Source organism: Dyadobacter sp. CY356, assembly GCF_021440195.1.
Classification (GTDB): domain Bacteria; phylum Bacteroidota; class Bacteroidia; order Cytophagales; family Spirosomataceae; genus Dyadobacter.
Genome location: NZ_JAJTSZ010000008.1, coordinates 47,573 through 60,229, shown reverse-complemented (window position 1 = coordinate 60,229; position 12,657 = coordinate 47,573). Strand labels below are relative to the sequence as shown.

Annotated in this window: 9 protein-coding genes; 3 read left to right on the top strand and 6 right to left on the bottom strand. The window is 41.5% G+C overall.

Annotation, left to right across the window (positions count from 1 at the left end; all coding sequences use genetic code 11):
• Positions 1–173: 173 nt before the first annotated feature.
• The 5 genes from LXL81_RS22550 to LXL81_RS22530 all read right to left on the bottom strand — a co-directional run bounded on the left by LXL81_RS22550 (position 174) and on the right by LXL81_RS22530 (position 8,749).
• Complete coding sequence (locus LXL81_RS22550) at positions 174–2,573, bottom strand: ABC transporter permease (RefSeq protein WP_234649092.1); 2,400 nt, start codon at positions 2,571–2,573, stop codon at positions 174–176.
• Between the two features lie 102 nt (positions 2,574–2,675).
• The gene (locus LXL81_RS22545) at positions 2,676–3,011 is read right to left on the bottom strand and encodes a DUF6616 family protein (protein ID WP_234649090.1); all 336 of its coding nucleotides are present in this window, start codon (positions 3,009–3,011) and stop codon (positions 2,676–2,678) included.
• 130 nt (positions 3,012–3,141) lie between these two features.
• Positions 3,142–3,735 (bottom strand): HD family hydrolase, encoded by a 594-nt coding sequence (locus LXL81_RS22540; protein WP_234649088.1) that lies wholly within the window; start codon positions 3,733–3,735, stop codon positions 3,142–3,144.
• 115 nt (positions 3,736–3,850) lie between these two features.
• Complete coding sequence (locus LXL81_RS22535) at positions 3,851–4,858, bottom strand: sugar phosphate isomerase/epimerase (RefSeq protein ID WP_234649086.1); 1,008 nt, start codon at positions 4,856–4,858, stop codon at positions 3,851–3,853.
• Positions 4,859–4,906: 48 nt separating this feature from the next.
• Positions 4,907–8,749: a PVC-type heme-binding CxxCH protein gene (locus LXL81_RS22530; RefSeq protein WP_234649084.1), complete on the bottom strand. Its 3,843-nt coding sequence runs from the start codon at positions 8,747–8,749 to the stop codon at positions 4,907–4,909.
• A gap of 266 nt (positions 8,750–9,015) precedes the next feature.
• On the opposite strand from LXL81_RS22530, the gene LXL81_RS22525 reads away from it, so the two are divergent.
• The 3 genes from LXL81_RS22525 to LXL81_RS22515 are packed head-to-tail and all read left to right on the top strand — an operon-like array spanning position 9,016 to position 10,940.
• Positions 9,016–9,762: a YHYH protein gene (locus tag LXL81_RS22525; protein ID WP_234649081.1), complete on the top strand. Its 747-nt coding sequence runs from the start codon at positions 9,016–9,018 to the stop codon at positions 9,760–9,762.
• Positions 9,763–9,811: 49 nt separating this feature from the next.
• Positions 9,812–10,315, top strand: a complete 504-nt coding sequence (locus LXL81_RS22520; protein WP_234649078.1) for a toxin-antitoxin system YwqK family antitoxin — start codon at positions 9,812–9,814, stop codon at positions 10,313–10,315.
• A gap of 4 nt (positions 10,316–10,319) precedes the next feature.
• A complete protein-coding gene (locus LXL81_RS22515; protein ID WP_234649076.1) occupies positions 10,320–10,940 on the top strand; it encodes an SCO family protein in 621 nt (206 codons plus the stop codon).
• Between the two features lie 89 nt (positions 10,941–11,029).
• On the opposite strand, the gene LXL81_RS22510 is transcribed toward LXL81_RS22515, so the two are convergent.
• Complete coding sequence (locus tag LXL81_RS22510) at positions 11,030–12,628, bottom strand: RagB/SusD family nutrient uptake outer membrane protein (protein WP_234649074.1); 1,599 nt, start codon at positions 12,626–12,628, stop codon at positions 11,030–11,032.
• Between the last annotated feature and the right edge of the window lie 29 nt (positions 12,629–12,657).

The following is a 12,657-nucleotide window of genomic DNA, read 5'->3' as shown; positions in this document are numbered from 1 at the left end:
CCTTGCGTTGGAATGGGCATAAAAACAGGATTTTTTTTGTTGAAATCATTTCGAGCCCTGGTGAATACCAGCTACCAATGGCCAAAGCCTTTTGCCAAGCAGATGGCTTGTAACCCAAGGCTAAAACCCTGGGTTAGTGTAGAGCGAGAAAAAGAAATGAGTCAGAAAGCAAACTACTCCGATGTCAAACTATTAACGGGGTTCATCAGTGCTGCCTTAATAACTTTATAACCAACCGTTATTAATGTAATCAAAAGAATTATAATGCCGCCGGAAGCCAGTATCCACCATTCCAGATTAATTCGGTAAGCGAACTGATTCAGCCAGTTTTTCATGGCATACCAGGCGATGGGTGCTGCAATCATAAAAGCAACTGTTACCAATATCAAAAATTCCCTTCCAAATAATGAAATAATGTTGCTGACGCTCGCGCCAAGGACTTTTCTGACGCCTATCTCTTTGGTTTTTTGCGTTACCATAAACGCAACCATGCCGTATAAACCCAGACAGCATATAAAAATGGCAACCATCGCAAATGACCGGATCAGCGATGTCAGTTGTTCTTCTTTTTCATAAAATTTCGCAATCTTTTCATCAACAAATTCATACGAAAAAACTTCGTTAGGATATGTTTTTTGCCAGGCCTGGTTAATATGCTCAATGGATCGGGATAGATTTTTAGTATTCAGTTTAACGGCCACTTCCTTATACAATTTCGGATTAGCGAAAATCACACAGGGCTCGATGGGTTCTTGCAGTGACTTCAGATGAAAACTTTTGACGACACCAACAATTTCTCCCTTGTAACCGGACCAGCCATCTTCTAACTGTTTACCAAGAATTAGCTTCGCATCCCTGATGCCTAACCTTTTCATCAATTCCTCATTGATCACAAATTCAACAACAGAATCCCGTTTGACTATATGACGCCCGGCAAGCAGCGGCATTTTGTACGTATCCAGATAACTTTCGTCTCCAAAACGATCTCTGATAACAAATTTCTCCCATGTTACCCGATTATCAAAACGAACAGATCCTCCGAAGCCCATGCTGGATGTGGGTGCTTCATATTGCAGTGAAACAGACTTGATATCAGGATATTGCAGCATATCATTTTTCAATGCATCCTTCGTTTTCTGTATTGTATCAGACTTTGGCAAGGGAATCGATATCACCGCATTCTGATCGAAGCCGAGATCTGCATTTTTAAAAAATTTAAGTTGTAATACCAAAACCAGGGTACCGATCACTAATATCTGGGCAATGATTAGTTGAACGGTTATCAGCGAACGTCTTAATCCGATTCCGCCAATTTGTTGCGAACCCAGTCTACTTTTCAGTGCTGAAACCGGATTGAAGCCTGAAATAATAACGGAAGGATAAAAACCTGCAAATCCGATAACGATCAATACCGTTACAAGCCAGAATAAGATCACTTTAAACTGAAACACTGTACTGAATTGAAATGCTTTTGTCTGGGTCCAGTTATTTAGTGACGGTATCAGCAAAAAGACAAAGATCAATGCCAGAATTGAGGCCATAACAGTAATTAAGGCCGTCTCAGCCATAAACTGCCAGAAAATCTGGCTCTTCATACTTCCCAAAACCTTTCTGATACCGATTTCCTTTCCACGTTTCAGTGCTTGTGCCGTTGCAAGATTTATGAAATTGATGCTGGCAATGATCAATAGAAAAACTCCGATACCGGCCAAGACCCATAAAATAGATTTCCGTATCTGACCGCCATATCTTTCGTCAAAATGAAGGTCTGATAATGGTTGCAGTTTGTTTTCAGGATATTGGGCAGTTTGTCCGTAGTATTTGGTATGATTAGCGTTGATGGCATTTTCGATGGCCTGACTTTTACTTCCTTCCGATATTTTCACAAAAGTAAAGCTTCTGCTATTGACCCAGTTAAAGTCACTGATCCAGTCTGTTGGTTCAAGTTTTTTTAATGTTGGAAGAGAAATGTAAATATTGAATTTTAGATCTGTCGGCTTGGATTGGTTTTTCATTATCCCGACGACTCTTAAATCGTTGGCATTGTTAAGCCTTAAAGTTTTTCCAATAACATCATCATCACCGAAATATTTTAAAGCCATTTCCTGGCTTATCACGACGGTAAAAGGCTCATTCAACAAAACGGAACCATTTTTTTGAATCCAGTCAAATGAAAAAATATCCAAATAACCCTGATCCGCATAGGCAACGTTTTCCTTTTCAATAAATCTTTTCACCTCGCCCTTTAAATTTGCGGATAAGGTTACGTTTGGTAACTGGCTCACAAAACCTACTTTCTCGATCTGGGAGTAATCCTGGGAAAGTGCAGTGGCCATGGCATAGGCAGAACCCCGCTCGTATTCAATACCCTCGTCCAGGCGAACATTCAAAACGGCTCTGTAAATACGGTCGAAGTCAGATTGGTGTCTGTCTGTACTAAGATGATATTGCAAAAAAAGAAAAATGAGCAATGCGCCTGCAATTCCAAGTCCTAAACCAAAAACGTTAATGGCAGCGTAGATCCGGTTTATTTTCAGATTTCTTAAAGCAATTTGAAAGTAGTTTTTTAACATAGTGATTCACAAATGGTCAGCATTTAGCTGACAATTTAAGAATCTTAAACCGCTGTTAATCATGTGGGAATCATTTTTAACATGATTTAACAATGCAATCTTTCAAAGGGCAATGGAGTGGTCCAACACCGGGCCCGGCTCCCCAATCAGTCCGGATGCATTTACCTGTTCAAAGTAATTGTACCAACCTGCATCAACAACCATTTTCTGAAAGCTTTTCACCATATCCTGAGTTGGAAATTTCCAGATTGCAAAGTATTGGAACCCATTAAAATTGTCAATTGTACTATCGTTAAAAGACCATGTAATAATCTCCACGCCGCTGGCTAACACACTTTCAACTGCTCCGCCAACGGCGGTAATGTAGGCGGTACGTTCAGAAGTCGGCAGGTCAAGCCAGGCTTGTTTTGGATTCCACATTTCAACGAAAATATACATAAATTTTGCGTTTAAGGATGAAATCAAATTTACTCAATCTAAGGGCGTTAAAATTAAATTTTTAGTAAACGGTAATCGTATCTTATTAACAATAAGTTACTTGCAGTAATAAGTGGAGCAGATTTTCAGATTATTCCTTTTTCAATATTCCTTTTTCAACACTTTCATTGATCAAATTCTCTGCATAACTCCAAATAGATTCAGAACCATATTTCATTACACTTTTTTTGTCATACACCTTTTGATAATCCACGTCAAATTCTTTCCAGGTTCCTCCGTTGTTGGATGTATTTTGAAGTAGTGGTTCAAGGCGGTCCATCGTTTTTGCAAACCTGGCCTCGGCGGTTTCTCCGGCTTCAAATTCTTCCCAGACTGCAATCATTTCATCACGCTGTGCATCCGGCAATAATCCGAAAATCCTTTTGGCTGCCAATAATTCCTCGTCTGTATTTGTATGATTTTTAGTCGTATCGTAAAGAAAGGTATCACCGGCATCAATCTCAACGATGTCATGGATCAATACCATTTTCACGACTTTCAACACATCAATTTCCATATTGGAATGGTTTGACAAAATGATGGCCATCATCGCTAAATGCCAGCTATGTTCTGCATCATTTTCATTTCTATCGCTATTAAATAATTTAGTGCGGCGCTGTATATATTTTAGTTTATCAATTTCTTTGATGAATTCGATTTGTTTTAGAAGGTCTTCGGTTTGCATAACTGACGCTTTAATAATGAAGCATAAAGATAGACACGAAAACGTTTTCTCCATAAAACAAAACCGCCAGATCATGATAAATCAATCCGGCGGTTTCGATAAAACTCTTAATTCCCTATGCCTTCAAAGCCTTCCGGGCATATTCCACACACTTGGCCGTTTCCTTCACTGCATCCGAACCAGCCGGAATATCATACTCCAGTTCAATCGTTGCCGGGAATTTATATTTGTTCTTTTGTATCATTTCAAGTGCTGCCACAATTGGCGTGTCACCTTCGCCCCAGGGAACATTTTGCCCGCCATTTGCTTTGATTTTTCTGTCTTTTGTGTGCATACTGACGATATGCTCATGTTTGGCAGGAATGAAAACCAACGGATCAAAACCAGCAGCTACGTAATGTCCCATATCAAAATTCATTGCATTGTATTTTGACTGACCCAGGGCAACATCCCAGGCATCAAAAGTTTGCTGCAAGTGTCCGTGATAACCTATGTAAACTTTATTTTTAGCTGCAATTTCACCCAGACGTTTCGTTTGGGCCGGATCTGTCGGCAATTCAACCGTGGTATGACTTGCACCTAATGCTTTGGCTGCACGAAAAGCGTAATCCACCTCCGCATCCGTGTTTTTTACACCTAACGCCGATGGTTTGAATGCATAAATACTTACACCGGCATCGTTATACATTTTCCGTAGCTGAACAAATTTATCCATCGAAACCTTCGCACGCCATTCGGCCATTTTTATGGCATATTCTTCCTGGGCTGCTTTTTGTTCAGGCGTCATTTCCGGACGCTGTCCGTTTGGCCCCGGAGCCATCGAAGGTCTTGGCGGTGCGGTTGGAGCTCCTGCAAAAGATTCACCGGTTGGGCCCATTAATTCAATGGCGCTGATGTTACAGTCAATACAATATTGCAAAATCTGCTCTGCGTTGCCGGGCATACTGCGCCAGGAATAAGTGATGGCACCAATTTGCACACCGTTGAATAGTGAGTTGGGCTTGCCCAGATTTTTGATATAGGCGGGTGCACCAAAAGCCGATCCGGAAAGCAGTGCAAATCCTGCCGCTGCCAGCGACGAATTAGCTATAAATTCCCGTCTTGAAATTTCCTGATTTTGCATATAATTTATTTATAAGTTCTTCTCATTTAAAGCCATTCCTCTAAAAATCTACTTTTGAACCATCACCTGTTTGGTAGTCCGCATATATCCGATCAGATCTGTAATTTCCTTATCTGACAACGTTTCCAAAAGTCCGGATGGCATCATGGAAACCGGCGTTACTTCCCTCGTTTGAATGTCAGGTTTATTGATTGCCACGGCATCCTGGCCAACGATCCGTAAAATCAGTTGCCTGTCCGTTTCTTTGGCAATATTTCCAACGTAAGTCCTGCCATCCCTGGTTGTGACCACCACCATCTTATAATCATCCTGAATTTCTCCGCTTGGATCAAGCAGATTTCCCAGCAAATAATCAAGATTGGCACGATTAGAACCAGTAAGTTCAGGACCAATAATCCCGCCTTCTCCATACATTTTATGACAGGGCGCACAGGTTTTTTGAAAAACCAGACGTCCGTTACCGGAACTTCCGCCTGATACCGCTTTGTCCGACAAAAGATTTTTGTACTTTTTATAAGCCTTTTCATCAAAAGCGACGTGGTCAATCGGCCCCCATACTTCAACAAAACCACTGCCTACTACCCTTCTTAGTTGTCTGGCAACATAGGTCGGAATATCTTTTTTGGGAATTAAATTTTTGGAAATGGCCTGCGTCAGTAACCAGCCAGATTTTGGCCGGGAAGCCAGGGTTTGAATGGTTTCCGATTTTTCAGTTGAGTTGAATTTTGGATAACGTTCAATCAGCAGCCTGGCCAAAGTTTCGCTGTCATAACCAGCCATGGCACGAATGACATCCAGACGAAGATTTATATCTTCCAATAGTAATGGCAATTCTTTTTCAAGCTCAGGTCTTTGTCTTAAACTTAATAATTGTAATGATTTCCGACGTTCCCCGACTGTCGCTTTCTTATTTTTCAAAATAATCATCGCAGTTTTTGCCGCTTCTGTATCACCAAAATGCTGTGACATTTCTTTGGCAAGCAATACTACTGACTTTTCTTTTAGTTTTAATTTGGCATAAACCGCATTCCAGTTTGCAGGTGCTTTCAGATCCGTTCTGCCATCCAAACCGTCGCGCATACCTTCCAATAATGCTTTCTGATTTATAGTTGATTTTCCAATAGCCTCCACCAATACTTCAACCGCGTCTGCATCCACAGCTCTTCTTGCAATGAATTGGGTTATCATCGGAATCCTGCTGACGCTTGCCAGTTCCATGGAACGCGCCGGATTTTCTTTGACTAATGGCTCAATGCCATACCAGATCATTTTTGGTAAATTATGATCGTTGATATCTTCTGCATGTGCTACCAAAGCGTTAGCCAGTTTCCATCTTGCATTTAAATCCATCCTTTGTAACGCAGATGCCAGATAAAGACGCACTACGGCAGATTTGTCAGTCTGACCCATTTGGTCTAGTTTTGAAATGGTCTCCGGGGAAACGTTTTTATCTTCTGTCAAAAACTGGATTGCCCAGGAGCGGATATATTCATCACCGTCATTCAATGCATCTGATAATATTTTTTCCGTGAAGCTTCCGGTTATCTGTAATGTCAACATGGCTCTGAGACGCCAGTCAGAATTAGGGCTGTTTTGATATAAATCTTGTATACGATCCTGAGCAGTTTTATCAATCTTTCCTTTGGCCGCTCTGTTTTGCAGGATAATTCTTGCCCGTCTTGCATGCCATTCGCTGGGACTGGCCTGCAATTCTGCAAGTTGCAAATCGGAAAACTTACCGAGATCGGCATAGCGGTCTTTCCAGTTTTCAGCCTTTGAAACTTTTGGCATAATCCTGAAAATCCTTCCTGTTTCGGAATTCAAAACATCTGAACCGCAAATATCGGCATCATGCCAGTCGAGCACATACATGCCACCTTCCGGGCCTATTTCCATACTAAAACCTACCCACTGCGCATTATTCGCCATCATGAATTCATCTCCGTGTTTGCCAATAAACCCGGAGCCTTTGGATATCAGTTTATCAGACAAAATTCCATGTTCATGAATATTGGCCATAAATATCTTACCCCTTTCCTCCTTCGGAAAAGCGTCAGAAAGATAAACCCTGGCTCCACCATGCGCCGAACGATGACTATGATCTGCTATGGTTTTAATATCATTGTAAACATATGGATTGAAATGTTGTCCGCCTTGACGATGATAAATTCCACCAGGAATGACATGCCATAGATGCGGTATCACACAGGCCGTCATCAGCAATTGTCCTTTGGCATCATAATCAATTCCCCAGGGATTACTGAATCCGTGCGCTACTACTTCAAACTTATCTTTTGTCGGATGATAACGCCAAACGCCACCATTGATATCCGTGCCTTCACCTTCAAGAATATCCTCCGGAAATGTATCCTTATGTTTGTAGATTTTTCCCTTTCCTTTTGGCTTACCCACTTTTGACGGCGTTGCGAAACCCTGCAAACCATATAACCAGCCATCAGGTCCCCAATGAAAACTGTTCAGCGTTTCATGCCGGTCCCGAATGCCCCAGCCGGTCAAACGTACTTCAATATCATCCATATCCGCTTTGTCATCACCGTTTTTGTCAGGGACAAAAAGCAAATTTGGCGGTGCTCCGATAAATACGCCGTCGAAGCCAACCGCCAGCGCAGAAGGAAATGCAATACCTTCCATGAAAACTTTTCGTTTGTCAGCAACGCCGTCGCCGTCCGTATCTTCCAAAATAAGAATGCGGCTGTCTCCTGCATTAGAAAATCCCTTTCCACGGGATTCGTAGTCCTTATTTTCAGCGATCCACATTCGTCCTTTGTCATCCCAGCAAAAAGCCATTGGCTGGGTCATCATCGGTTCGGATGCATAAGCATTTACTATAAATCCATCCTTGATCGTCATCGCGGCAACGGCTTCCTGAGCACTCAGAAATTTCGCTTCCCTGCCTTCCTTTTGCGCAATGGCCCAAAGTGCGGCTGTGTTATAAGTGCCATTGTTTCCGATAAAATCGCCAAATGTTTTTGTCAATGCCACATCATTGAGCTCACCTGTATAAACCACCAGTTCATGTTTGATCACTTCGGTTTCACCTTTTTTGATATGCCAGTCTTCCTTACGCGCCCGCGCCGGGCCGGCACCGAGCTGACTGTCAACACGCCAGGTTTGCGGATATCCTTTGTTTTCAGGATGATCAAAGATGGCAATATGCGCCAGATCATTTCTTCCTTCAACCTGCATCCCAATGTCAACCCAAAGTGCATTTTGGCCTTCCGCTTTTTCATTTCGCTGACGGGCAGCATTGATTACTTCTCCTTTGATACCCTCCTTCCAGGGCATACGAACGAACAAGCCGCCATAGTCGTACTTCCCGATGGTCACATCCGTCTGTGCCTCTCCGTTCCATTCCAGATCCAGTAAATATTTCCCGTCTTTTTCGCGCATTGACCAATTTTGTGTTTCTGTCAAAACGGCTGTCCCGGTAGAATCCAGCAGATCATAAACCGTTTGCCACTTCACTTCCACACCTTTTGCCTCAACCACTTTTGCCGAAACCCGCCGCCAATATCCTGCATCCGGGTGATGGAAATAATCTCTTCCGTTCACCCTGGCATAACCCCAATAAATTCCGGTTTGATGTTTGTGATGGCCGGGACTGTATTCAGTTAAAATACCTTTACCGTCCGGGGCAACCAGAGGATGCAAATAGGGACGGAAATTAGCCTTGGCGTTTTGGGTTAAAATCGGCTTCGTTTCATTGCCCCGAAAAATACTGATCGTTTCTGCGGATTGGTTTTGAATAATGCGGAGCTGGGAATCTCTGGCGAGTTTCTGTGTATTTCCTCTTTTTTCATTTTGGAACGAGAAACCAAAACTCGAAATAATGAAAAGAAAAAAAAGCGGAACGCATCTTGATATATTCATCTCTGTCAGAAGATTGGATCAATTTAAAATGAAAAAATTTAATTGTTTCAACTTTATCAATAAAGTAAAAACTGTCAATAAATACTCTGAAAAATCATATTAAACAATTTCTCTTCATATTTAAAATAACAAGCTATATAATAGCATTAAAGGTCATTAAAGACGATAAAATTCAGATTATGAAATAGTTATCCTGCCTCAGTTACCAAATGACGGGAAATGTGTCTAAGTTTTAAATATTTACCAATATTAAAGCCCGGACAACCATGAATAAATCGATTCTTATCCTATTTTCATTTTGCTTCCTGATTACTGCATGCAAGAGTGATTCTGATGACGTGACGACGACTGATAACGTGGTTCCTGCCATTTATTCCAAAATTTACGGAGCAACGAGTATTACTTCCGACGGAACTTATGTAACAATCAAAACAAAAGGGGTTCCGGATCATAAAAGTGTTTATTACGCGACAAGCAATAGCTTATATGAGAATTTCAGCGGTACTACTTTTGCCGGTAACACATTTAATAAAAATCCTAATGCTATTTCTGAACAGGCTTACACCTTTAAAATTCCACTTGACCCGAAAGTGGCCACAACCCATTCTGCGACTCCATTAGGCCCAATTGGAATCTCTTTAAATGGTGTTCCATTTTTTAATCAATATGCTGGTCCAAATCAGCCTCTTACGAGTGAGGCGACAAGTTTTGATCAATATTGGGGCCATCCGCAGCAAACCGGACAGTATCACTATCACGTAGAACCACTTTACCTGACTACTGTTAAAGCATCAAAATCAGCATTATTAGGATTTCTGCTGGATGGGTTTCCGGTGTATGGACCGGAAGAAAACGGATCACTGGTAGTTGACAGCTCTTTGGATGCTTATCATGGGCATATCCTGGCAACAGCTGATTATCCAAACGGGATTTACCATTATCACATCACCAGTAGCGATCCTTATATAAACGGCAGTGGGTTTTATGGTACAGCAGGTACAGTTTCTGAGTAAGTTAGGTTTATATCTGCTCATTCTATCCACTGGATGTAATTCTTCTACTATGGAAAGATCAGTATTTGTTAATGGTGCCTCAACAAATTTTAAGCGTATCAAAGGTTCTTTGTTTTACAACAGAGAACCTTTCACTGGTTCTGTTTATACTTTATTTCCTTCGGGGGATACCGTGGAAATTTCCGGATTTGAAGAAGGAAAAGAGCATGGCGCCAGAGTCAAATATTACGCTAATGGCAAAATGCAGGAGAAACGGAAATTTTATCACGGCCGCAAAACCGGATTGTATCAGGCTTGGTGGGAAGATGGAAAAAATAAACTTTTGTACCACTTTGAAAATGATGAGTACGAAGGCTCTTGCAAGGAATGGAACCGTGATGGCGAGCTGATCAGGAATATGCATTATAAAAAGGGACATGAAGAAGGATCGCAAACGATGTTTTATGATAATGGAAAGGTGAGAGCTAACTACATTGTACTTAACGGAAGAAGATATGGATTACTCGGAACAAAAAATTGCGTCAATGTTGCGGATAGTGTTTTCAATAATTAGTGTTATGATCATTTCAACTCTGGTAACTGAATGTTCTGAACATACAGATGCCGCTAAATTGCCATATTATAACACGGCAGATTTTTCTCCTTTATTCTTGTCATCCTCAGAAGAAATAAATAAAAAAGTCAAACACGTTATACCTGCTTTTTCATTTACGGATCAAAACGGAAATAATATAACTGATAAAGAAATTGACGGTAAAATTCATATTGCCAATTTTATATTTACCAGTTGCATCAGTATTTGTCCGGTGATGACCAGACATTTAAAACTCATACAAAGCAAATATTATAATAACCCTGGTGTGGTAATGCTTTCATTTAGTGTTACTCCCTGGATTGATGACGTCCGACGATTGAAAAAATTTGCAGTACAGCATGAAATCACTTCGCAAAACTGGCATTTGTTAACCGGTAATAAAAGTCAGATTTACACACTTGCCAGAAAATCATATTTTGCCGAAGAGTATCTGGGTTTCACAAAAGACAGTACTCAGTTCCTTCATACGGAACACATTATCCTTGTCGATAAAAACAAACGAATTCGCGGAATTTATAATGGCACACTGGAACTTGAAGTTCAACAGCTTTCAGCAGATATCAGGCAGCTTTTAAAGGAATAATTAAGTGTGCCTTGGATTGTGCAAAAAATATGCGCCGAAGGAATTATCCCTCCGGCGCATCTATTCAAAATTTTCAACTCAACCAATCCCTAGTTCCAGTTATTGGCAATATCCTTTTCAACGTTCGGATTGTAATTTTTCTCAACATCCGGAATCGGGAATAAAACGTGTTTATCCTGAAATGGAGATTTTCCATCACCTGGTTCTGCCGATCTTTCCGCATTGATGGTCTGCTTGGCAAGTCCCCAGCGGATCAGGTCAAAATAACGGGTTTGTTCTCCGGTTAATTCCAGTTGTCTTTCCCGCATCAAAATGGCCATAGCTTCTGTTTTACTTGCTCCAAGGTCTGTATACTGGAAAGCATTTACTCTTTTTCTTACCTGATTAATTAAAGCAAGTGGCTGTGCTCCGGTTTGACCCTGCTGAATGTATGATTCTGCCAACATCAGTAAAACATCAGCATATCTGATTACCTGCCCATTGATACTGCTTGCCGGTCCACCATAAGTGGCCACTTCATCATAATACTCATATTTTCTCCACACATAATATCCCTGCGGATCATTGGCTTTAAAGGGAAATGTAACTTTTCCGGATGCACACTTTTCGCAGTATACTGTATCACCTCCACTTTCCGCATTGCCGTAGAAAGTAGAATAAGCCCGAGGATCGGTGTACGAAGCTCCCGTTGCAGGATTTGTATATTTGAATGCTTTTACTGCCGCAGTAGTAATGTATGTGTTAAACCAGTCATTAAATCCATATTCCTGGGCACGGGCTGAATGAGTGGCTCTGCCACCCCAGGTTTCCTGTCCGCCAAAAGCCGAATATTGATTGCCAATTCCCCAATCAGTCCAGGCCGCATTCATAACCTGGAAAATGTTTTCAGGGCTGCTCTGGTTTGATGTGCTGAAAAGATTATCATATGAGGTATCCAGTTTATACGAAAACGGAGCTGTTGTAAGCTGCGTAAAAGTGGCCTGAGCCTGGGCATATTTTCCCTGATAGAGATATGTTTTACCTAGTAATGCAAGTGCTGCTCCTTTGGTTGCTCTTCCCAAACCTGTGGCTGCATCGTATGTCAGCGGAAGATCTGCCGCTGCAAGTGTCAGGTCATTTTCAATGAAACTCCACATCGCACCTGTTGAAGCACGAGGGAAATAATTGTTGGCAACCGTACTGTCGTAAGTAGTGATCAGCGGCGCTCTTCCCCATAAATTCACAATGTTGAAATAGGCGTACGATCTTAAAAAACGAGCTTCGGCGATGTATTGTTTTGCATTAGCCTGATCAGCAGCCACTGTTGGTGCCCATACATTCGCGCGGTCTATCACCACATTTGCCCGCAGAATCATTCGATAGAGGCTATTCCAAAGCTGTCCGATCTGGGTTTGACTGGTACCAAATGAATAATCAGCCAGCTGCGCCACGTCTCCTTGCAGGTTCGTCGTTTTTTTTGCATCGTAACCCAAAAGATCAAAGATGTAATAATACTCTCTCGACCATAACCCATTGTGCAAAAGCGTTGCGTAAGTTGCGATGACAGCCTGATTCAATCCATCACTCGTTGTAAAATAAGTACTGTAATCATAACTGCTCTGACTGGTAAGTTCCAGTTTGGATTCGTCGCAGCCGGCTAAGTTAACTACGGCCAGCAACCCCAAAATATATATTGCTAATTTTTTCATTTCAATTCTCTGTTAGTAATTACCAATAA